This is a genomic window from Globicatella sanguinis, from assembly GCF_002847845.2.
Taxonomy (GTDB): Bacteria; Bacillota; Bacilli; order Lactobacillales; family Aerococcaceae; genus Globicatella; species Globicatella sanguinis.
On record NZ_CP126962.1, the window covers coordinates 2,328,282 to 2,351,515 of the forward strand.

Below are 23,234 nucleotides of genomic sequence, written 5' to 3' on the forward strand. Positions count from 1 at the left end.
TAGCTCGTTTTTTATGTGCGAAGATGTCTTTATGTGCCGTGACAAATGTTAATAGCAAAACTATTTTATCGTCAAGTGACTTTTTGTGCACAACTAAATTTCATCGTCAAATCTAATGGTAATGCCAACTCTAATTAACTACTTTGAGATTTTTTTTAATTCAACTGTTTAACTCGCATCATGAAACGATAAATAGTGAAATATCAGACCTTAGTTCAATATAATTATTATTGTGATTGCGATATATTTTAGGTAGTATTAAAGGTTCTCTGATTCAGTAGGTTGAGGTTTTGAACCGGGTAGTATGTAATTGACGATTATGGCAATAATGACACCGATAAAGCAATCTGAAATGCGATCAACGGTATAACTGACTAATTGACTACTCGAAATCGTCAGCAAGACGACGAAGTAGGTGGCGCAAGAATTAACGATACTTTTATCACTATTCAGTACATTACACGAAACAATAACCAGTAACACACCTAGCGAAACAGCTACTATATGAACATAGGGATGTTCAATGCCGAATATTAATTCAATTTGAACCACCAAGGCAGCAATCAGGGCCCCTAGTGTATTACCGACAATTCGATAACGTCCAAAAGTAATGGACTTAGAGATATCTTCTTGCATCGCAAAAACACAAGCTAAACAGGCCAATGTTGCAGGTGAACGGTCCAACCAATGGAAGAGTAATAAGATAATAAATACTCCTACAACCGTTTTGATGGTTCGCCAACCTATTTTAAATGGAGACTTATTTACCATAAACTCGAATCCCTTCTCTTATTTCTTTTTATAATATACGAAATAAATTTAAAATACAAACATTTACAACATCACGTATTAAGTGTATAATAAAAATATAATACACGTAAGGAGTGATGTTTTATGAATCCAGCATTAATTGCGATTGTTGTTCATGCGATAAAAGAGAAATATGTGAGTGAAAAAGCTTTTTATTCTGAACAATTAGGAATTTCACCTCAAAGTTGGGATCGATGGAAAAAAGGTGAACAGGGTTTGAAATATGAAAATATTATGATATTATCTACATTGTTCACAGATTATGAATGGATGCTCGTACAAAAAGTAGTACGTAATGCGGAGATTGTACCGGATATTATGGCTGAACCTGTGAAAGAATATTTATTTTTAAAATATGAAATAGCTAAAAAATGGGTTCGTCACGGCATGGTACGTTTAGAATGGCATCAATCAGATGCGAATGAAGATAAGAGTTCTCGTAAATCCAATATGACGATTTTACAGTTGATTGCAGATTATAATTTTTGGGGTTACAATGATATTATTGAACTGCGTTTACCAGGTGTTATTCGTCAACAAATTGAAACCGATGAAATAAAATTACTCGACTGGTTTGAAAGTGAAAGAGAAAAATTAAAAGAAGACGAATAATCCAATGGGGGTGTTGAGATGGTAGAGAGTAAGACCAAGAAAAAAACAACGGCTAGAAAGCCAGTGAAAAAACGAAAAACAACACGACGTAAACCAACTAAACGAAAATCAACGAAGAAAAAACAATTTAACGATTTAAGACGTGTGTTTTTTGAAAAATTAGGTATCATTACATTTTTTGTGATTATTCTATTGGTATTACTCACGCTATTAGTCTCTCAGTGGCAGAAATCACGAGATACGAATTTTATTGAACCCCCAATTGAAAATATTGACTATCAAACAAGGCTGGCTTTTGTGGAAGAAATTTCACCGATTGCCCAAAAGTTACAGCGTCAATATGGTATTTATGCGAGTGTTTCAATGGCACAAGCGATGTTAGAATCAGAATTTGGCCAGAGTGGTTTAGCGTCAGATTATTATAATTTATTTGGTGTTAAAACGGATGCGAGTGATCCTGATGGTGTGGATTTACCTACAGCAGAGTATGTTGATAATAAATGGATTGAGAGCACCGAACGCTTTAAGGTTTATCCTAATTGGGCGGCTTCCATGGAGGCTCATGCCCGCTTATTGGTTCACGGTACCACTTGGGATGCCGACCAATATGCCGCGGTTAAAAATGGTACTACCCCTGAAGAGCAAGCGCGTGGTTTACAAAACTCAGGTTATGCTACCGATCCTGATTATGCAAATAAATTAATTGCGATGATGGATGAGTGGAATCTCTACCAGTATAATCAGCCTAATGGGGAACAGACCACCGAGCAATAAATGAAAGTGCCAATGAAATTAAACAAGCTTAGTGATCGGCAGATGTTTTGGTAATATAGCAAAATAGGATAATTAGTGATATATGAAAGGCAACTGAATGGTACGGTCGATGGTGTTTTGGTAACCTAGCTAAATATGTAGTTAGTCGCCATTAGAGAAGCTGAATCATCGTAAGGATTCGAATGATTTCGGTGATAGCAATTTAATCTCAGCCCATGATTATACATCACCTCGTGGAAACAATTGGTGCAACTTTAGTTTCTAACATTACCATTAAATCAAGACACCTTGGAAATAAACAGTGATGAAGAGCATAGATAGGGAGCAACAGTCATTTGATGTCTCCCTTCTGTGCTCTTTTTTCATTGTTAATAAAATGTAAAGAAAAGAAGACTAAAACATATCGGAATTATTGCCAATATATGATAAGATAGTAAGAGTGAAATGGATGAAAGGAGGGACAATATGCCAAGAAAACATTATCCAGGTGAAACAGTGGGAATTATTGGTTCTAGCTTATCTGCAGCTATATTAGCACAAGAAGCGGGTCGATTAGGATACCGAGTAGGTAGTTTGGTTTTGACTCCAGACAATCCTGTTAAACAATTTGCGTCCTGGCAAACCATTGCCGAAACGTATGATGAACTGGCTTTAAGACATTTTGCCGGACGGGTAGACACGATTATTACCGATACAGGCATTTTATCCAGTCAAGATTATCAAATTTTAAAAGAAATTACGGATGTTACGATGTCAGAAGACTTAATTTCCATTACGACGGATCGATTATTAGAAAAAGCGTATTTAGATTCATTGCAATTATTAGTAGCGCCGTTTTCATTGGTAACATCAATAGCTGACATCAAAGAAGCGGTAGAATATATTGGCTTTCCTTGTATTTTAAAATCAACCAACCGACATTTACCTAATTCAGAACAATCGGTTATTATTTATAGTGAACAAGATTATCCTCAAGCGGAAACTAAAATTGAGGAAAGTACTTGTATTTTAGAAGCTTGGATTCCATCTGAGAAGAAAGCCTCCTTAACGATTGTGCGTAATGAGCGTGGAGAAATGTTAGTTTACCCGATTTTTGAAATTATTGAAGCGGGTATTGATGGTGGAACGCAAGTGCGTTATCCGGTGAGCTTGCATTCGGCGATTGAAGCAGAAATAAATCGCATTGGACACGTGATTGCTGATGAATTGGGATTAATTGGTTCCATTACAATGGAATTGTTAATTACGACTGCGGGAGTCGTCTATGTCAATGATGCTAGAATCGGTCTTTCTGATGCAGCATTATTTACCATTGGTTCAATGTCAGTGAATCATTATGAGGCAACGGTCCGTGCGGTGTTAGGATTACCACTACCGGAAATACGTCTAAGAAGTAAGGCAGCAATTTCATTACAAGTACCTTATTTAAATCTTGATAGTGTGCTAACACAATATATGATGCGTACGGATTGGGGATTTGCTTTATTTAATCCTTTGGGTCATGAAGCTCATGACATTGTGGGACAAGTGATTATAACAGGAGACTCGATTAGTAATTGTGAACGTCAAATTGAGATAACGGATTTATTAAAAAAATAATGATTTTAAGTGATATTCTTTGTCGTGAAGAATCAATTGATAGTTGTGATTATGGAAGTGCTAGTAGAAACAATTAATAGAATATAATCTAATGAGGAAACTGGTTGGAGCATCATGGATTGTTTGGCCGCGAGGCACTCCATTACTGAGAACTGCACGGTTTGTCGTGCTTAATGCTTAACATGGGTAACTTTTTTATAATATTGTATAACTAATAGTGCAGAGGTATTGTTTTAGGAAAAAAAGTCTGCTATAATACAGTTATTAGATTTTATCTCCCTATGAATCTAATAAAGACTAGTCGGAGCCCACTTAGTGGGCTTTTTTTATGCTTGTCATTTTCTTAGGAAAATCGGTTCATGTCAAATGGTGTGGGTCAACAGAAATGATTCTTTTCCCCACACCAAAAAGTATAGAATCGCTAATTTTTGATAAAAAAAAGAGGTCGTACACATCTAAGTGATTGACGGCCTTTTAGTTTTAAGATGATTGATTTATTCTATTTAAAATGCGGTAGATGGGAGTTGAACCCACACGAGTATACACTCACCACCCCCTCAAGATGGCGCGTCTGCCATTCCGCCACTACCGCAGGAAACAATATTAAAAATAGCATGTTATTCAACATTTGTCAAATATCTAAAGAGTCTTTTTTGATGTCGGAGAATGGTTCAGCGATTAATAACCTTGTTATATCCACCTTTTTAGATGATTTCAGTAGGGATATCATGGTCTTCTAATTAATTATTAATATTTCTGAGAATAGGTTTTCACTCACAATGACGAAATTTTGTGCTATACTTAATAATTGTAAAAGTCGTAAATAATAATTTTTTTGGGATATTAAGAAGAGTTGGAGTGATTTTTTGAAAAGGGAAGGATGGTATAAAATGAAACTCAAATATTTAACTTTAATGGGAATGATGAGTTCACTCATTTTATCACCCATTAGTTCAGCTCAATCCACTCTAGAACCAACCGAAGAGAGTCTTTTGCGAAGTGAAGTGACAAAGGTTGAACCTTCGAAATTAGAAAGCTTAACTCAGCAACTTGAAGCATTAAAAGAGGTTCCGAGCTTTAAAATGCAATTAAAATTAGTGAATCAAAGAAGTAATGAAAAAACGGTTGAGGTGACAGTTTTTGGTAATACTACAACTGGCAATGCGATTATCGACTATGATTTCTATGATCGATTGTCAAATCCAAACCATTATCATGTTCGTCTGTATGCTTATGATAATTTTAAGTACGCTTATGTCACGACTTTAGATTGGCTTAACTCGCTTGATTATTTCAGTCAACCTTACTTTAAGCGAGATGATGCTTTGGTGATGGCTTCAGTTGATTCTCCCGTCGTTGAATTCGAACAAAGTCAGCTAATAGGCTTTGATCAATTGATGAATTTGAATGATGCGTTTCTATTATTACCTAATATGAACAAGTTAGCTCAAGTTCCTGAAGAGAGTATTTACTATATCGATCCGATATATACGTTGAGTTTGGAAAGAATGGCAATTCCGGAAGTGATTTTTAGTGATACTAAAAATGTAAATTTAAAATTGACAACGGATGTCACGATTAATGAAACAGAAGCTAGTGCGATGCAAAAGTTAGAGTTAAGTGCGCAACCTAGTGGACTCGCTTTTGGAGCTTTAGTCAACCAACAAATTGATCGCACACGCTTAGCAACGATTGAGGGACTTGATATTAATCGCGATTTACCTAAAATGGTCAAAGACCTAGGTGTTGCGACTACGATGGTGACCAAGAAATTAACCGATTTTGATATTGCCTTTAATGAACGTACTCAACTCTATACTTTAACATTAGCTGGTGTCACTGAAAACTTTAACTTAAATATTTTTGAAGATAAAACAGCGAGCTTTAAATCATATGAGTTTAAGACAGTTTATAGCTTTCAACCGTATGAGTGGACCATGCCTGATTTATTAGCTTTGAATTCCATCTCCCAAAAAGAATTAACGTATTTATTGACAAGTGAATTGATAGATGAGGTATCTGAAAGTGAGTAGATTAACATATCGTCATACCATCATTGCTTGTTTTATGGCTTATGTTGTGCAATCGATGGTGATTAATTATGTGCCCTTATTATTTGTACAATTTCAAAATGAATTTTCAGTTGATTTAGTCCAAATAACGGCATTAGTTTCCTTAAATTTTTTAGTGCAATTAATGGCAGATGCATTATCCATCCCCATTATTAAATGGATTGGTTATCGTTGGGTGGCTATATTAGCCCATTTATTAGCGGTATTAGGTTTTGCTGCGATGGCACTTTTGCCGAATATGATAGGCAGTAATCCGTATATTGGTTTGGTGATTGCTACCGCTTTATATAGTGCAGGAGGCGGCTTGATTGAGGTGGTTAGTAATCCTATCTTAGAGGAAATCCCAACTGATAATAATGAACGAATGATGAGCTTGATGCATTCGTTTTATAGTTGGGGCTTTGTCGCCGTCACGATTATTGCGATGAGTTACTTTTACTTTGTCGGCATTGAACAGTGGCGCGTTCTGACATTTTTCTGGTGTATTATTCCGTTACTTAATATGATTTTATTCATTTTTGTGCCATTACCAACGATCATCGAAGGAACTGCTGAAGGTGGTAGTATGATGGGATTATTAACCAATCAAGCTTTCTGGATTTTTTCGATGATGATGTTTTGTGCCGGTGCTAGTGAAATGGCACTGAGCCAATGGTTATCCCTTTATATGGAAAAAACTGTCGGCTTTTCTAAAGCCGTGGGAGATTTAGCCGGACCGCTTTCTTTTGCGGTGATGATGGGCTTATTTCGGATTTATTTTGGCTTAGGAAAACATAATCTTTCCATTTTAAAATTCATTATGATTAGTTTAATAACCCTAACCATTAGTATTTTAGTGATGTCGGTATTTGACTGGCCATGGATTAGCTTATTAGGCAGTGCAATGTACGGAGGAGCGGTCGGTATATTATGGCCGGGAACGTATAGTCTGGCAGGTAAAGGATTAACCGGGGGACCGATTATGTTTGGGATGTTAGCTTTAATTGGCGATTTAGGTTGTACGGTAGGTCCTGGATTAATTGGTCAGGTAGCTGCTTGGTCAGGTGGTAATTTACGAGTCGGTATTTTTTCAAGTATTATCTTTCCCTTGATATTTTTGTGGATGATTTATTTAGCAAAGAAAAAATCATTATTTGAAGGCAAGAACGAGGCAGCAGTTATAAAAGAGTAAACCATTATTGATAAAGAACGAGAGATTTATAAGGAATTAAAGCTTAACACGCTTAAGCACGAGCTTCTTATAAGTCTCTTTTTATATACCGACTAATGGGGTGATGTTCAAGGAAATCTTAACGAGGTTCTTTTGATTGGAGAAACAACATTTCTAGTATATACTTTAGCATTGGTGGTATCGGTGCGAGCGATTGAATCAACGTGCATTTGGCTACAAGATAAGTGCGCAATCTGTTATTAGAACAATGAGCATTTGGTTACAAAATAAATGCACAGTCATTTATCAGAGCAATACGCACTTGTTTACAAGAAAAATGAGCTATCAGTTTTTGGAGCAATTCATAGTCCGTCGTAAAAGAAATGCGCACTAGGTTATTGAAGAATCCCGTATATATTGATTGATGCGCCTTAAAATATACAGATGAAATTAAAGCGATGATTCCATTATTCACCATGCCTCTAACTAATTCACTCTAAAAAGCTGTTACTTACGAATCTTCCCTAAGCTTCTATTGAGATTCATTTGAAACTCCTTAGAATTCTTGCTATAATACCTTTTAGAAGACTATGATGAAAAATGTCAATTGTGCCGTCATCAGGGAGATTTAGCGTGACTGAAACTAAATCATGTAAGCCGCGAGAGACTTTCGCTTTCGGAGTCGTTCTGTTAAGAAAGAATCACTTTTGAAAAAGAACCCGCTACATCTCGGTTATAGATGCCAAGTGTCAAAGATTGGATTGCTGATAATCTTTGAAACAAGGGTGGTACCACGGTCATGCGTCCCTTTTTTGGGGGAGGCTATTTTTTTGTCATAAATTTTAAAAAGGAGTAAGCTATGAGTTCAAAATTACAAGAAACATTAGATAAGATTCAAGTCCTCATGCAAGAAGCATCAGGTGAATTAGAACAAGTTGATTCAATGAAAGTGTTAAACACCTTAAGAGTGAAATACACTGGGAAAAAAGGGGTTATTGCGGATCTTGCTAAAGTGATGCGTGACCTAGACAATGACGGTCGTCGTGAACTAGGGCAACATATGAATGAGTTCAAGAAAAAAATTGAAACAACGATTGAAGTCTCAAAAGCCCGTATTGAAGCGCGAGAGTTAGAAATTAAATTAGCAGAAGAAACGCTTGATATTACGTTACCAGGTAAAAAACAAGCGTTAGGTAGTCGTCATATCATTACTCAAACCATGGAAGAAATTGAAGATTTATTTATTGGTATGGGGTATCAAGTGATTGAAGGGCCTGAAGTTGAATTAGATCACTATAACTTTGAAATGATGAACTTACCAAAAGGACATCCTGCTCGTGATATGCAAGATACGTTTTATATTTCAGAGGAAGTATTATTGCGAACGCATACTTCTCCTGTGCAAGCTCGTACGATGGAAAAACATGATTTTGAAAAAGACGGTCCATTAAAAATGATTAGTCCTGGTAAAGTTTTCCGTCGTGATAGTGATGATGCGACGCACTCTCACCAATTCCATCAAATTGAAGGATTAGTAGTAGACAAAGAGATTACACTCGCTGATCTAAAAGGGACGCTATTACAGTTTGCTCAAAAATTATTTGGTGAAGAACGTGAAATTCGTTTACGTCCAAGTTATTTCCCATTTACTGAACCTTCGGTCGAAGTAGATGTGTCATGTTTTAAATGCGGTGGTAAAGGCTGTTCAGTCTGTAAACAAACAGGTTGGATTGAAATATTAGGTGCCGGCATTGTCCATCCAAATGTATTAGAAATGGCCGGTATTGATTCAAGTAAATACTCAGGATTCGCTTTTGGTTTAGGACCAGATCGTGTGGCAATGTTGAAATATAATGTGGATGATATTCGTCACTTCTATCAAAATGATTTACGTTTCTCAGATCAATTCAAAGGAGGTCAAAATTAATGTTTTTATCATATGAATGGTTAAACGATTTTGTAGATTTATCAAAAATTAAGGCAGATGAATTGGCTGATAAAATGTCTCGTACAGGTATTGAGATTGAAGGCGTAGAAAATTATGGTGCTAATTTATCAAACTTAGTAATAGGAGAAGTTGTAGAATGTGTCGATCATCCCGATAGTGACCACCTACATTTAACGAAAGTAGATGTCGGTCAAGACGCATTATTACAAATTGTTTGTGGAGCACCGAATGTGCATGCGGGAGCAAAAGTAATTGTTGCGATGATTGGTGCTGTTTTACCTGGTGGATTCAAAATTAAGAAAAGTAAATTACGTGGTGAAGTATCCGAAGGAATGTTATGTTCACTGCAAGAATTAGGCTTTTCCGATAGTGTTATTCCTAAGAAATACGCAGATGGCATTTATTTATTCCCACAAGATGCGCCAGTGGGGCAAAGTGTGATTGATTATTTAAAATTAGATGATCCGATTTTAGAATTATCGATTACCCCTAACCGTGCAGATGCTTTATCAATGCGTGGCTCTGCGTATGAAGTAGGAGCAGTCATTAATCAAAAACCTACGATGACGCAACCAGAAGCGCCTCATTTTGCTGATAACGCAGAATTATTAGAGGCTGTCTCAGTAACGGTTGCAGATGCTGCTTTATCACCACGCTATCAATTGCGAGTGATTAAAAACGTGACGGTAAAAGAAAGTCCATTATGGTTACAAATGCGCTTGATGAAAGCCGGTATTCGTCCATTAAACAATATCGTTGATATTACGAATTATTTCTTATTATTATATGGGCAACCCATGCATGCCTTTGACTATGATACGCTAGCTTCTAAAGCCATTTCAGTAGCAGCAGCCAATGAAGGGGAAACTTTCATGACTTTAGATGGGGCAGAACGTACGTTATCAACACATGATGTGATGATTAAAGCCGGTGAAACCCCTGTTGCGTTAGCAGGTGTAATGGGCGGCATGGATTCAGAAGTCACAGAGAAGACCACGACTGTCTTATTAGAAACAGCTGTCTTTGACCGCTTAAATGTCCGTAAAACAGCGTCTAAATTTAATTTACGTTCTGAATCAAGTGCACGCTTTGAAAAAGGAATTAATTTAGCAACGATTGATGAAGCAGGAGCTGCTGCAGCCCAAATAATGGCTGAATTAGGTGATGGCGTCGTTGAACCGGGTGTTAAGGAAGTGAATACCTTAACGGTTGAAAATAAACAAGTGACAGTTCCTTTATCAGCGATTGAAAATAGAATAGGCATTCAGATCACCAACGATGAATTACAAACCATTTTTGACCGTTTAGGTTTTGAAGTAACGATTCAAGACACAGACTTTACCGTCTCAGTGCCACCACGTCGTTGGGATATAGCGATTGAAGCAGAAGTCTTAGAAGAAATTGCCCGTATTTATGGTTATGATAATATTCCCGTTACGTTACCAACTGTACCAAGTACGCCAGGTCGCTTAAATTCAAAACAAAAATTAGTTCGTCAAACACGTGCGATTGCTGAAGGACTGGGCTTAAATCAAGTGATTAGTTATGTCTTAACCTCACCAAAAGAAGCTGAATTATTACATGGTGACCAACCATTTGTCAAATTAGCCTTACCAATGAGTGAAGATCGTTCAGTATTACGTCAAAGTTTATTCCCAGCGCTAATGGAAATTGCAAAATATAACCAAGCGCGTCAAAATAAACCATTAGCCTTTTATGAAATTGGTAAAGTCTTTTATGGACAAGGTGACAATGTTCAACCAAAAGAAGAAGAGCGCTTTGGTATCTTAGTATCAGGACAAAATGCCGTAAATGCTTGGTATCAAGAGGCAGCGAATTATGATTTTTATGACTTAAAGGGAATCATTGAAAGTTATTTCGAAGCTATTCGCTTAACTAACAAGATAACTTATCAAGCAACCCAAGATTATGCCGTCATGCATCCGGGTCGTACCGCAAACATCTTATTAGATGGTGAAGTAATTGGATTCTTTGGTCAAGTCCATCCTAAAGTAGCCAAAGACCATGATTTACCAGATGAGACATTCTTTGCGGAAATAAACTTTGATCAAGTATTAGCTTATGACCGTCCTGCTTTAGTGCAAACGATGATTACGAAGTACCCTTCAACGTCACGTGACTTAGCTTTATTAGTACCAAAATCGATAATCCAACAAGAATTAGTCGATTTAATTAATGAAAAAGGTGGCCAATATTTACGTTCAGTTGAATTATTTGACCGTTTTGTCGATGCTAAAATTGGAGAAGACAACCAATCATTAGCTTATCACTTAACTTTCCAAAACCCAGAGAAAACTTTAACGGATGAGAAAATTAACGCCGCAATGGCTAATATTACCGAAGCCCTTAATCAAATTGATGGCTTAGAAATTCGTTAAGAACGATAAGATAAATACCATTTTGAGACTGTGTAGAAATGAATGTTTCTACATGGTCTTTTTTTGCAGGCGATTTTTACTCGTCAATAAGCCGCTGAGTTCTTTTTAATGCATCACATTTTATTGAGGAAAATTGAAGGGGATTATGGATGCCTTCCGTATCGCTAAGGAAAAAGGGAGTCTATGAAATCATTTACATTGTAGTAAGCGTTCATTATAATAATATTGAAAGGAGTGGTAAATTGAAGATCATTAAATTAGTGACAATTGGTGGTGGTTCTAGTTATACACCAGAATTGGTTGAAGGCATGATTTTAAGGCAATCGAAACTCCAAATCAGTGAATGGTGGTTTGTCGATGTTGAATTAGGACAGGAAAAATTAACAACGATTGTGGAGCTAGCTAAACGGATGGTTAAGAAAGCCGGACTAAATTGGCAGATTTATGGTACATTAAATCGTCGTGAAGCATTGAAAGATGCTGATTTCGTCACTTCGCAATTTAGAGTCGGACAGTTAGATGCGCGTATATTAGATGAATCGATTCCACTCAAACTTGGCATGTTAGGTCAAGAGACTAATGGTGCCGGTGGTATTTTTAAAGCTTTTCGCACGATTGAAGCATATAAACCAATTATTGAATACATGAAAGAGTTATGTCCTGATGCGTGGCTGATTAATTTCACTAATCCTGCTGGGATAGTCACAGAAGCTTTGATTAATCATCTTGGATGGGTTAAGACGATTGGGGTTTGCAATATTCCGATTGGTCAGCAAAAGGCAGCGGCAGAAGTTTTAGGTTTAGATGATAAACAATTAATGTTAAGACATGTGGGTCTCAATCATTTTCATTTCCATGAAGTGTGGGATCAAGAAGGGCATAATCGCACGGATGAAGTGATTGAAAAACTATATGGGATAGATCGAGAAGATAAAGTACAAGGTGTAAAAAATATTACCAGTCTTGATTTTCCCATTGAACTTTTAAGAAGTCTTCGCTTATTACCATGTGATTATCATCGTTACTTCTTTATTGAAACTGAAATGTTAGAAGATAGTATTCAACAATTTAAAGAAGGCACCGCACGTGGTGAACAAGTGAAAAAAATTGAAGAGGAGTTATTTGCTGTTTACCGCAATCCTCACACCGATGAAAAACCTAAACAATTAGAGTTAAGAGGTGGCGCTTATTATAGTGACATTGCTTGCCAATTAATTGTCGCGATTGTTAACGACACGCACGAACAATTTACGGTTTCAACCATAAATCATGGAGTGATCGATTATTTACCGAAAGATTGTGTGGTAGAAATCTCAACTATAATAACAGCAAACGGTCCGATTCCATTAGCAGTACCAGCCGTTTCACCTTTTGTTAAAGGGTATCTACAAGTGATGAAGCAAATGGAATTGTTAACGGTTGAAGCAGCGATGACTGGATCCTATGATTTAGCCTTACAAGCATTTATGATTCATCCTTTAATTGCTAATGATGCCAGAACACAAGTTGTTTTAAATGAATTATTATTGGCTCATGAATCCTATTTACCACAATTTCATCATAGTATTGAAAAATTGAAAATAAAGGAGCAAACAAATGACTAAAGAGAAAAAGTTTTATCAATTTCCTAAAGGTTTTTTATGGGGAAGTTCTACTTCTGGACCGCAAAGTGAAGGGACCGTTCCGGGTGACGGTAAAGGAATGAGTAATTGGGATTATTGGTTTAGTATTGAACCTGAGCGATTCCATAATCAAGTGGGTCCAAGTCAAACTTCTACTTTCTATACTAACTACAAAACTGATATTGAATTGCTTAAAGCAACTGGACACACCATTTTCCGACCATCGATTCAATGGTCACGTTTAATCCCTGATGGCGTTGGTGAAGTTAATCGTAAAGCAGTTGATTTTTACCGTGATGTCTTTAAACGGATTAATGAAACGGGCGTTAAACCGATAGTCAACCTTTATCATTTTGATATTCCTTATGCATTACAAAAAAAAGGGGGTTGGGAGACGAAAGAGACGGTTGAGGCTTATGAAAATTATGCTAGAACGTGTTTCGAATTATTTGGCGACTTGGTGGATACTTGGATTACCTTCAACGAACCAATTGTACCAGTGGAATGTGGTTATTTAGGCAATCATCACTATCCAGGAAAAGTAGATGCGAAAGCAGCGGTACAAGTAGCTTATAATACGCAATTAGCTAGTGCATTAGCCGTTAAAGCTTGCCATGAAACGAATTCTGATCATAAAATTTGTGTCGTATTAAATTTAACACCAGCTTATCCACGTAGTCAATCCGAAGAGGACTTAAAAGCTGCCCGTATTGCGGAATTATTCCAAACAAAGAGTTTCTTAGACCCATCGGTTTTAGGGGAGTATCCACGAGAACTAGTTGAAATTATTAACAAACATGGCTTAACTCCAGACTATACGGATGAAGAATTGGCGATTATAAAAGAACATACAGTTGATTTCTTAGGGGTGAATTATTACCAACCATTAAGAGTTCAGGCTCGTACGACACCATGGGATGAGAATCAACCATTTATGCCGAATTATTATTTCCAAGGGTATGATATGCCGGGGAAAAAAATCAATCCACATCGTGGCTGGGAAATTTATGAACCAGGGATTTATGATATTGCGATGAATTTAAAAGCAAACTATGGAAACATTGACTGGATTTTAACTGAAAATGGAATGGGCGTTGAAGGCGAAGAAAAATTCAAGGTAGATGGGATGATTCAAGACGATTACCGCATTGAATTCATCGAAAATCATTTAATTGAATTACATCGTGCCATCGAAGAAGGTGCCAATTGCCATGGCTATATGTTATGGACCTTCATTGATTGTTGGAGCTGGCTCAATGCTTATAAGAATCGATATGGCTTAATAGAATTAGATTTAGAAACACAAGAACGAACCATAAAAAAATCTGGTTACTGGTTCAAACAATTAAGCGAACAAAATGGCTTTGAACGTTAGAGAGGAGACGTTAATGTGGTAAACTTTGGTTTTTCTATTTATCCGGAAAATCATTCGGTCCAAAAAACCGAACAATACATGGATTTATTAAAGAAATATGGTGCAAGCAGAATTTTTATGAGTTTACTTCAATTAGAAACGGACGACACATCAATTTTTGATAAATATCAAGAAATTATTGCTTATGCCAATCAACTGGATTTAAAAGTAATTGCTGATATTAGCCCTGCTTTTGTGAAACAAGCAGGGTGGGATCAAGATTTAATTGAAAAAGCCCATCAATTTGGTTTAAAAGGTCTACGCTTAGATGAAGCATTAGATATCGACGCTATTGTGGACTTAACCAAGAATCCTTACGGGATTAAGATTGAGTTAAATATGAGTACGGACGCTACTTTACTAAATAAATTAATTGAAGCTGGAGCAAAATTAGAGAATGTCATTGCATGTCATAATTTTTATCCCCATGAATTTACCGGTTTATCCGTTGCACATTTTGAAAAAATGAACCAATTATTTAAGGAGGTAGGCATTGAAACGGCCGCCTTTGTCAATGCTCGAACCGCAACGGAAGGACCTTGGCCTTTATCAGAGGGGCTTTGTACCGTCGAAGATCATCGTCACTTACCAATTGAATTACAAGCAGCGTTATTAATCGCAACCGAACACATTGATAATATTTTAATTGCCAATCAATTTATTACCGAAGAGGAACTTCAAAAACTGACCCAACGAATAAATGAAGAGGTAATGGTGCTACCAGTGAAACCTTTCCTAAAATTAACTGAGACGGAACGTCAAATTATTGAAGAATTGCATGTTTATCGTGGGGATATCTCGGATTATGTTATTCGGTCGACGATGACACGGGTAAAATTTGCTGACCAATCAGTTGCACCACGAGATCAAGTAAAAATCGTTCAACGTGGTTCAATCATTATTGACAATGATTTGTATACACGCTATAAAGGTGAATTACAAATTGCCTTGAAAGTATTTGAAGTAAGTGATAAAGCAAATGTCGTAGCTGAAATATTACCGGAAGCAGTGACTTTATTGAATTATTTAAAACCTTGGCAAGCTTTCAAATTAGAAATTGTGGAATAGGTTGCCAATAGAAGTGAGAGAATTAAGAGCTTAGGTGTGAATGAAATCAAATAGGGAGTGGGCAAGAAGTAGAAAATTGATTGATTTTCGCTTCGTCTGCCTACCCCCGCAAAGTTGAGTAGGTTTCAAACAAGTCTTTAAGACGCAGTTTGAGACCACTCAACCACTGCGCTTTTAATTAATGACCAATACATCGATAGAATTTATCTACTTTATGCCCAGCCTCATTAAATGTGAAAATTTGTAGAAATAGTCATGATGCACTTGTAATGGATATGATGGAGTGTTGATTAGGACATGATGTTTTACATAACAGTAGATCCCACTAAATAGTGAAAAATCATTTGTTTAAATTGTTAAATTTTAAACTAGATGATGAAAAAGGTATATCCGAAAAGCAAAAATGTATCTAAGAATTATAGCAATCGAAGAGTATTAATTTTCCTTACTTAATTAATCAAGTTGTTTTTCCTTAACGATACGGAAATAAGAGGTTTTATATTTCCTTAACGATTTGGTAATATATAGTTGTAAAGGGTTTCGTATTCGAGAGGAGGTATGTATGCTTTCAAAAAAAGAAGTGAGTTTATTGGAATGCTTATTGAAGAATAAAACACACTATTTGTCTAGTGCTGAACTTGCAAAAGAAATTGATACTAGCGATCGAACGGCTCGTAAATATTTACAGCAATTGGCACAAACGATTGCAGGTCATGGTGCTCGTTTAATCTCTAAACCCGGGAATGGTTATCTTTTAGAAATCACTCATGCCTTAGAATTTGAAATTTTTTGGCAAGAAACATTAACTTCCAAGAAGTCAATGACGGATATTACCCAAGTTGAAGAGTCAACCGATCGCCAGCATTATGTGTTAAATAAATTATTTTTTAATGATGCGCCATTGTTGTTTGATGATTTAGCCGATGAACTTTATATTAGTAAAACAACTTTAACCAATGTCTTAAACGATATTCGTCAACAGGTACAAGGCTATGGTTTACAATTGTTAAATAATAAAGATGGCATTCGAATTGAAGGGGTCGAGTCGGATATTCGTCATTTTATGATGGACTATTTCTTTATTGATACTTTTGATGATTCTATGTTTGCTTTTGTTGGTGGCACGTTGTTATCAGAGATTAATTTTGCTGAAATTACTATTGTAGTAATTGATGAGTGTCGAGATGCTTTATTAAAATTATCGGACTATGTTGTGCATAATCTGGTGTTACATATTGCCTTAATGATTAAGCGTATCCGCACGGGGTATTCAATCAAAGAATTTAAAGTTGCCCCAGATATTCAAAAATCCAAAGAGTACGAAGTAGCTTTAAGAATTTTATATCGATTAGAAAATGCTTTTAATGTCAAGTTTCCAATTGAGGAAGCGAACTATATTGCTTTACACTTAAAAGTTAAGCAAACTCAGTTAACACAAGAAGTTGATAAAAATAAAGATGAACAAAATAGTCTAAAGAATCAAATACTGAATGTTTTGGAAGCTATCTCTCAGGAAATCGAAATGAATTTAGTGACGGATACGGTTTTAATCAATGGCTTAACAGCGCATTTCCATCCACTGATCATTCGATTAAAGAATAAAATTCAATTATCAAATCCTTTAGTTGAAGAGATTAAAACTAAGTTTCCAGAAATATTAGCGATAACTAAAAAATATTTTGCTAAGATGCCATTATTAGAAGGACAAGAATTGTTAGATGACGAGTGGGCGTATATTGCAATCCATGTATTAGCTGCGATTGAGCGTGATGTAAACCGTAATAAACTGCAAGTGCTGGTTGTATGTGCAACTGGAACTGGAAGTGCGATGATGCTGAAAAATCGACTAGAAAATGAGTTTGGTGGTAGCATCAAAATTGTGGATGTGGTTGGCTATTATGAGGTAAATGAAGAACGGTTGAAAGGGATTGATTTAATCATTTCTTCAATTAATTTATCGAATTTACTATTTTTAACACCGGTCGTACATGTGAGTGTCTTTCTAACTTCAGATGAAGTACGTGAAATTAGACAATATATTCGCACTAGCTCATCTCGTCAAAATGAACCACATCAAAAAGAAGCTTTAGAAAAACTTAAAGCCGAACAAATTGCAAAAGAAATTTTTAGTAAAGAAAAATTTATTTACTTTGAAGAAATTATCGATAAAAATACCGCTTTAGAACAAATGATTTTATTACTTAATGAGGCCGAAAAACCTGATTTTAAAGATCAGATGATGCATCAATTAAGTTTACGTGAAACGTATAGTCCAGTGGTTTATGGAGAACGTTTAGCCTTTCCACATCCAACAGTTCCAATGAGTTTAACTGAACAAGTCGTGGTGGGCATTTGTAAAGAACCATTATACTGGAGTGAAGAGCATCCGTCTGTACGTTTTATCTTTTTACTATCGCCATCAAAAGGTAGCAATGAAAAAATGAAGTACATTTCACCTTGTTTGGTCGATTTTGTTAATAATGAAATGGCACAAGCCTTATTGTTACAACGACCAGATTTTAAACAATTGGTGAATATATTTATTAGTTTATTACAAAAATAATTGGAGGAACAGAAAATGAAAAATATTATGTTAGTTTGTAATGCAGGAATGTCTACAAGTATGTTAGTGACAAAAATGGAAAAAGCAGCTCAAGAAAAAGGTATTGAAGCAACAATCTGGGCTGTGCCTGTTTCAGAAGTGGATAGCGAAGTAGCAGCTAAAGACATTGATGTGTTATTAGTAGGACCACAAGTGAAATTCATGTTAAAAGAATACAAAGAAAAATTTGAACCTAATATAAAAGTAAGTGATATCAATATGATGGATTACGGCACAATGAATGGTACTAATGTTTTTAACTATGCCATGGAAATGATTGGAGAATAAAGATGGCAGAACCAAAAAATTTAGAACAAGTCATGGGGCTGATTATGCATGGAGGAGACGCCAAAGGAAAAGCAGTCGAAGCCATTCGTGCAGCAAAAGCGGGTCAATTTGAAGAAGCTAAGACATTAATTGTTGAAGCAAATACTGCCTTGAATACTGCACATAAATCACAAACAGCTTTATTAACGCAAGAAGCATCTGGCGATAGTGTGGAACTGTCTTTATTATTGATTCATGGTCAAGATCATTTAATGACAGCTTTAACATTTATTGACGTAGCAAAAGAAATTATTGAGTTACATGAAAAAATTGATCGATTAACAGAGGATGAGTAAGGTGGAAGTAGCCAAAGTATTAAATGTCCCAATTGAGGATGTTTTTGATGCCATTACACTGTCATTTAAACAAGATTACTATGCTAACACTGATATAGAATTAGCAGATAGCGACATTGTCGAAGGTTTAACGTATATAAAAAAATTTGGTCGTAATAACCAAAATAGTATTCGATTGACAGTTAAGGAGTTTGAGCGACCAACACGTTATTGCGTTGTTTATGGATCTAATCAAGGTAAACAAGAAGTTGAATATCAATTAAGAGCCATTACCGATAAAAAAACAGAAGTAACTTATATCCAAGTATATGAGCCAGCAGGATTTTTCCATAAAGCCAATGCATGGATCATGGATAAAATTTTTGCTTCTAGTGTGAAAAAGAAAATTGACGCACAATTAACCGGTTTGGAATCTTTTGCTAAAACAACTAGTCAACAAATTAATACAAGAAAGTAGGCGAAGAATTGAAAGAAATAGTGTCAAATTTAAGACCTGATTTCCTGTGGGGGTCTGCTTCAGCTGCTTATCAAATTGAGGGCGCATGGAATGAAGATGGAAAATCACCATCTGTTTGGGATGAATACGTCCGTATTCCTGGAACAACTTTCAAAGGAACGACGGGAGATGTCGCAGTTGATCATTATCACCGTTATAAAGAAGATGTTGCTTTAATGGCTGAAATGGGCATAAAAGCCTATCGATTCTCCATTGCTTGGACTCGTATTTTACCCAATGGACGTGGGAAAGTAAATGAAGCGGGGATTAAATTCTATTCTGATTTAATCGATGAATTAATTAAAAATGATATTGAACCCTTGGTGACTTTATATCATTGGGATTTACCACAATGTTTAATGGATGAATATGGTGGTTGGGAAGATCGTCAAATTATTGATGACTTTAATGAATATGCTTCAGTTTTATTCGAACGTTTTGGAGACCGTGTTAAATATTGGATTAGTTTAAATGAACAAAATGTATTCGTTAGTTTAGGCTACCAGTTAGCAATGCACCCTCCAGGTGTAAAAGATACTCAACGGATGTACAATGTTAACCATATTGCTAATTTAGCGAATGCAAAAGTGACTAATACTTTCCATGAAATGGTTCCAGATGGAAAAATTGGACCAAGTTTTGCTTATTCACCAAATTATGCCAAGGATAGTGATCCAATTAATGTGTTAGCTGCTGAAAAAGCGGAGAATTTAAATGCCTATTTCTGGATGGATATTTATCTATGGGGACGTTATCCTAAATCAGCTCTTCGTTATTTAGAAGAACAAGGGATCACTTTAGATATTCAATCAGGAGATATGGAATTATTAGCCTCAGCTAAACCCGATTTCTTAGGTATTAACTATTATCAAACTAATACCATTGCTTTTAATCCAATTGATGGTGTCGGCGCTGGTCAAATGAATACGACTGGTAAGAAAGGTTCATCTGGCGAATCAGGTGTTCCAGGACACTATAAACGAATTGTCAACGAATTTGTCGAACGGACGAATTGGGATTGGGAAATCGATCCAAAAGGTCTACAAGTAGGCTTACAACGTATTACGAGTCGTTATGATATACCGGTATTAATTACTGAAAATGGTTTAGGAGAGTATGATAAATTAACCGAAGATGGTAAAGTTCATGACCAATATCGTATTGACTATTTACAAGGTCACGTTGCCGCGATGAATGAAGCAGTGGCAAATGGAACGGAGTTGTTAGGTTATTGTACGTGGTCATTTACCGACTTATTATCATGGTTAAATGGTTATCAAAAACGATACGGTTTTGTCTATGTGGACAAACACGAAGTCGAAGAAGGAACTTTAGAGCGTTTGAAAAAAGATAGTTACTATTGGTACCAAGAGTTAATCCACACCCATCAAACGAAATAACTATTTCAATCTATCTATCAAAATAAAACAATTTAGGAGTTGTAAATTTTATGTCAAATTTTTCAGATAAATTTATGGAAATTTCTGGAAAAATCGGATCACAACGTCATTTAGTAGCGATTCGTGACTCATTCATTGCGATGATGCCTATCACAATGGCCGGGTCAGTAGCAGTTTTACTAAATGTCTTCTTACGTGATATTCCAACCAGTTTAGGTTGGACCGGTTTTGCTGCAGCAATGCAACCAATTATCGATATTAACGGATATGTATACTTCGGTACCATCGGGATTATGGCTTTATTCTTCGCCTTTGCCTTTGGTTATAACTTATCCTTGATGTATAAAGTGAACCCATTAGCTGGGGGATTAATCTCTTTTGCATCATTCATTTCAACAATGCCCCAATCATTAAACATCATGACGCCTTTAGAAGGGGCCGATTCTTCCTTGATTGACGGCTTAACCAAATTAGGATTAAATGTCATGTCAGTTGATGGCGTTTCAACTTTAGAAACGAGTGAATGGGGTGCGATTGCATTAAAATATGCCGGCGCAACTGGTTTGTTTACCGCATTAATTATTGGATTTTTAGCGACTTGGGTATATGCGACCTTAACTCATAAGAACTTTACGATTAAATTACCAGATACAGTGCCACCTGCAGTTAACAAAGCCTTTGCTGCAATTATCCCTGGTACAGCCGCTATCTATGCTTCAGCAATTGTCGCATTCTTAGCCTTTGCTTTAACAGGACAAGCTATTAATGATTTAGTGTCAACATACATTCAAATGCCATTAATGGGCTTATCACAAGGGCTTGGATCAGTTATCTTATTAACTTTCTTAGTTCAATTATTCTGGTTTTTTGGCTTACACGGGCACAATGTATTGGCTCCAGTAATGGATGGTATTTATGGCGTAGCCTTAAATGAAAATACCGCTATTTATGAAGCAACTAAAGATATTGCTCAATTACCTTGGACTTGGACACGTGGTTCATTTGATGCTTATGCTCAAATGGGTGGTTCTGGTGTTACTTTAGGTTTACTCATTGCGATTTTCTTACTATCAAAACGTGAAGATCATAAAACAATAGCAAAATTAGCAGCGCCAATGGGAGTTTTCAATATTAACGAACCGGTTATCTTTGGGATGCCAATTGTATTAAATCCTCAATTTGTGATTCCATGGTTAATTGTTCCACCTATTTGTGCAACAATTGGTTACTTGGCAACCGCAGCAGGATTAATTCTTCCAGTATTCTTAGCTGTCCCTTGGATTACACCTCCAGGACTCTTTGCTTACTTGGCGACAGGAGGTAGCTTCATGGCTGGTTTAGTTTCGTTATTTAACTTATTAGTATCCTTCTTAATTTGGTTACCGTTTGTTATCTCTGCTAATAAAGTAAAAGCTGATTAATAATATGGAGAAAAATGGTTCTACTTTTCTCATGGCTTTAGGTTTTTTCCTAGTAGCAGTGAGCCCATTATGGGGAAATAAATACTTGAACATTATCACTGGTTTAACACTAGTGGGATGTGGCTATTACTTTTTGAGAAAGAAAAAATAATATTAATGATAGATAGATGAAATGATTATCAAAGAGACTGGGTAGAAAGTTTGAACTTCTGCCCAGTTTTCTTTCTTCATCTATTTTTAGAATAAAAAAAGCTTAATCACAGTTGTTTTTGCTAGGTGGTTCAGTCGATTGCTCATTTCAACATAAAAAGAGAATAAACCGCATCTGTTTAGACAAGTTTAATCTCTTTTATTTGCATTAAGTAGACATCTTGAGTAAATCATTATTTATGCACTATCAGCTGCCCACTTTGTTAATTTGGTGCGCTAACGATAGTATTAGTCGGTAAAATGACTGGTGTCGTTATATTTTAATAAACGAAACTGTCCATCGATATATTGAACAACTGATACCGATGCATTATTTAAACGCTCTTGTTCGTGGAAATCTGCTACTAAGCCATGTAATAAGTTTTGAATGGTTAATCCATGACTGACGATTAAAACATTTTGTTCTGTACCAGCATGGCGATTTAACAATTCTAATAAGCCACTTTCAACACGTGTCCAAAATTGGCGATAGTTTTCAGCGTATTTATAAGGGTCTAATTCATGGACGGTGTTTAAAAAGACATCTGCGGTTAATTGGCTACGGTCTGTCACATCGCTCACATTGGCAATATGTTCACGGACATCACGCCATAATTGATTGGCATCAAGTCCCTCATAAAAGCCAAAATGAACTTCACGAAATTCCACCATTGGATGAATGGTTAATTCTTGTGCGTAATGATTCTCTTCTAAAATAATTTGCGCTGTTTCAATGGTACGCATTAAATCACTAGTATAAACCGCATCAAACTTTACGTTAGCTAATCCTTTACCACTGCGGTGGGTATCTTAAATCCCTTTTTCGGTTAATGGTGCATTTGCCCATCCCTGAATTCGCTCCAAGCGATTTAACATTGTTTCTCCGTGACGCATAAAATAAAAAGTAACTCCTGTAGACATATGCACTCTCCTTGTAAATAATAATGAGCATTTTTTTATTCTCGGGAAAATCTAAAAAACCCAAAAGTTCATCCAATTGCTTAGATATTATTCAATCATAATTATAGAGGGGAT

General features: G+C 36.1%; 17 protein-coding genes, 1 tRNA gene and 1 pseudogene. 16 read left to right on the forward strand and 3 right to left on the reverse strand.

The window, feature by feature from the left end; all coding sequences use genetic code 11:
• Window positions 1-258 precede the first annotated feature (258 nt).
• Window positions 259-771, reverse strand: coding sequence for an FUSC family protein (locus CYJ72_RS10305; RefSeq protein WP_101813060.1), 513 nt, complete (start codon window positions 769-771; stop codon window positions 259-261).
• A gap of 123 nt (window positions 772-894) precedes the next feature.
• Between CYJ72_RS10305 and CYJ72_RS10310 the strand changes: the two genes are divergently transcribed.
• The 3 genes from CYJ72_RS10310 (at window position 895) to CYJ72_RS10320 (ending at window position 3,795) form a co-directional block, all read left to right on the forward strand.
• On the forward strand, window positions 895-1,422 hold the full coding sequence (locus tag CYJ72_RS10310; protein ID WP_066125072.1) for a hypothetical protein: 528 nt from the start codon (window positions 895-897) through the stop codon (window positions 1,420-1,422).
• Between the two features lie 18 nt (window positions 1,423-1,440).
• Complete coding sequence (locus CYJ72_RS10315) at window positions 1,441-2,196, forward strand: glycoside hydrolase family 73 protein (protein WP_101813059.1); 756 nt, start codon at window positions 1,441-1,443, stop codon at window positions 2,194-2,196.
• Window positions 2,197-2,661: 465 nt separating this feature from the next.
• Window positions 2,662-3,795, forward strand: coding sequence for an ATP-grasp domain-containing protein (locus CYJ72_RS10320; RefSeq protein WP_284629766.1), 1,134 nt, complete (start codon window positions 2,662-2,664; stop codon window positions 3,793-3,795).
• Between the two features lie 509 nt (window positions 3,796-4,304).
• Here CYJ72_RS10320 and CYJ72_RS10325 read toward each other — a convergent pair.
• Window positions 4,305-4,387, reverse strand: a tRNA-Leu gene (locus CYJ72_RS10325).
• A gap of 298 nt (window positions 4,388-4,685) precedes the next feature.
• Here CYJ72_RS10325 and CYJ72_RS10330 point away from each other — a divergent pair.
• The 13 genes from CYJ72_RS10330 (at window position 4,686) to CYJ72_RS10390 (ending at window position 22,010) form a co-directional block, all read left to right on the forward strand.
• Window positions 4,686-5,828, forward strand: coding sequence for a hypothetical protein (locus tag CYJ72_RS10330; protein WP_284629767.1), 1,143 nt, complete (start codon window positions 4,686-4,688; stop codon window positions 5,826-5,828).
• The gene (locus CYJ72_RS10335) at window positions 5,821-7,038 is read left to right on the forward strand and encodes an MFS transporter (RefSeq protein WP_066125065.1); all 1,218 of its coding nucleotides are present in this window, start codon (window positions 5,821-5,823) and stop codon (window positions 7,036-7,038) included. The genes CYJ72_RS10330 and CYJ72_RS10335 overlap by 8 nt, the downstream gene beginning before the upstream one ends.
• Window positions 7,039-7,876: 838 nt before the next feature.
• The gene (pheS, locus tag CYJ72_RS10340) at window positions 7,877-8,944 is read left to right on the forward strand and encodes a phenylalanine--tRNA ligase subunit alpha (RefSeq protein ID WP_066125063.1); all 1,068 of its coding nucleotides are present in this window, start codon (window positions 7,877-7,879) and stop codon (window positions 8,942-8,944) included.
• Window positions 8,944-11,364, forward strand: coding sequence for a phenylalanine--tRNA ligase subunit beta (gene pheT, locus CYJ72_RS10345; protein WP_284629768.1), 2,421 nt, complete (start codon window positions 8,944-8,946; stop codon window positions 11,362-11,364). Before pheS ends, pheT begins: the two co-directional genes overlap by 1 nt.
• Window positions 11,365-11,606: 242 nt before the next feature.
• On the forward strand, window positions 11,607-12,968 hold the full coding sequence (locus CYJ72_RS10350; protein WP_284629769.1) for a 6-phospho-beta-glucosidase: 1,362 nt from the start codon (window positions 11,607-11,609) through the stop codon (window positions 12,966-12,968).
• On the forward strand, window positions 12,961-14,361 hold the full coding sequence (locus tag CYJ72_RS10355) for a glycoside hydrolase family 1 protein (protein WP_284629770.1): 1,401 nt from the start codon (window positions 12,961-12,963) through the stop codon (window positions 14,359-14,361). The genes CYJ72_RS10350 and CYJ72_RS10355 overlap by 8 nt, the downstream gene beginning before the upstream one ends.
• Before the next feature lie 15 nt (window positions 14,362-14,376).
• Window positions 14,377-15,468 (forward strand): DUF871 domain-containing protein, encoded by a 1,092-nt coding sequence (locus CYJ72_RS10360; protein ID WP_284629771.1) that lies wholly within the window; start codon window positions 14,377-14,379, stop codon window positions 15,466-15,468.
• Between the two features lie 562 nt (window positions 15,469-16,030).
• Complete coding sequence (locus tag CYJ72_RS10365) at window positions 16,031-18,031, forward strand: BglG family transcription antiterminator (protein ID WP_284629772.1); 2,001 nt, start codon at window positions 16,031-16,033, stop codon at window positions 18,029-18,031.
• 15 nt (window positions 18,032-18,046) lie between these two features.
• Entirely contained in the window at window positions 18,047-18,358 is a 312-nt protein-coding gene (locus CYJ72_RS10370; RefSeq protein ID WP_066124810.1) for a PTS sugar transporter subunit IIB, read from the forward strand.
• Between the two features lie 2 nt (window positions 18,359-18,360).
• Complete coding sequence (locus tag CYJ72_RS10375; protein ID WP_066124808.1) at window positions 18,361-18,693, forward strand: PTS lactose/cellobiose transporter subunit IIA; 333 nt, start codon at window positions 18,361-18,363, stop codon at window positions 18,691-18,693.
• Window position 18,694: 1 nt separating this feature from the next.
• Window positions 18,695-19,150: a DUF3284 domain-containing protein gene (locus CYJ72_RS10380; RefSeq protein ID WP_066124806.1), complete on the forward strand. Its 456-nt coding sequence runs from the start codon at window positions 18,695-18,697 to the stop codon at window positions 19,148-19,150.
• A gap of 8 nt (window positions 19,151-19,158) precedes the next feature.
• Window positions 19,159-20,589: a glycoside hydrolase family 1 protein gene (locus tag CYJ72_RS10385; RefSeq protein ID WP_101813643.1), complete on the forward strand. Its 1,431-nt coding sequence runs from the start codon at window positions 19,159-19,161 to the stop codon at window positions 20,587-20,589.
• 50 nt (window positions 20,590-20,639) lie between these two features.
• Window positions 20,640-22,010 carry a PTS sugar transporter subunit IIC gene (locus tag CYJ72_RS10390; RefSeq protein ID WP_284629773.1) on the forward strand — a complete coding sequence of 457 codons (1,371 nt, stop codon included), beginning with the start codon at window positions 20,640-20,642 and terminating at the stop codon, window positions 22,008-22,010.
• Window positions 22,011-22,448: 438 nt separating this feature from the next.
• Here CYJ72_RS10390 and CYJ72_RS10395 read toward each other — a convergent pair.
• Window positions 22,449-23,120: pseudogene (locus CYJ72_RS10395) on the reverse strand (histidine phosphatase family protein).
• Between the last annotated feature and the right edge of the window lie 114 nt (window positions 23,121-23,234).

Excerpts from the sequence above, each read along its gene's own strand:
- CYJ72_RS10305 (WP_101813060.1), bottom strand. The coding sequence starts at position 771 with ATGGTAAATAAGTCTCCATTTAAAATAGGTTGGCGAACCATCAAAACG.
- CYJ72_RS10315 (WP_101813059.1), top strand. The coding sequence starts at position 1,441 with ATGGTAGAGAGTAAGACCAAGAAAAAAACAACGGCTAGAAAGCCAGTG.
- CYJ72_RS10320 (WP_284629766.1), top strand. The coding sequence starts at position 2,662 with ATGCCAAGAAAACATTATCCAGGTGAAACAGTGGGAATTATTGGTTCT.
- CYJ72_RS10370 (WP_066124810.1), top strand. The coding sequence starts at position 18,047 with ATGAAAAATATTATGTTAGTTTGTAATGCAGGAATGTCTACAAGTATG.
- CYJ72_RS10330 (WP_284629767.1), top strand. The coding sequence starts at position 4,686 with ATGAAACTCAAATATTTAACTTTAATGGGAATGATGAGTTCACTCATT.
- CYJ72_RS10365 (WP_284629772.1), top strand. The coding sequence starts at position 16,031 with ATGCTTTCAAAAAAAGAAGTGAGTTTATTGGAATGCTTATTGAAGAAT.
- CYJ72_RS10355 (WP_284629770.1), top strand. The coding sequence starts at position 12,961 with ATGACTAAAGAGAAAAAGTTTTATCAATTTCCTAAAGGTTTTTTATGG.
- pheS (WP_066125063.1), top strand. The coding sequence starts at position 7,877 with ATGAGTTCAAAATTACAAGAAACATTAGATAAGATTCAAGTCCTCATG.
- pheT (WP_284629768.1), top strand. The coding sequence starts at position 8,944 with ATGTTTTTATCATATGAATGGTTAAACGATTTTGTAGATTTATCAAAA.
- CYJ72_RS10390 (WP_284629773.1), top strand. The coding sequence starts at position 20,640 with ATGTCAAATTTTTCAGATAAATTTATGGAAATTTCTGGAAAAATCGGA.
- CYJ72_RS10310 (WP_066125072.1), top strand. The coding sequence starts at position 895 with ATGAATCCAGCATTAATTGCGATTGTTGTTCATGCGATAAAAGAGAAA.
- CYJ72_RS10375 (WP_066124808.1), top strand. The coding sequence starts at position 18,361 with ATGGCAGAACCAAAAAATTTAGAACAAGTCATGGGGCTGATTATGCAT.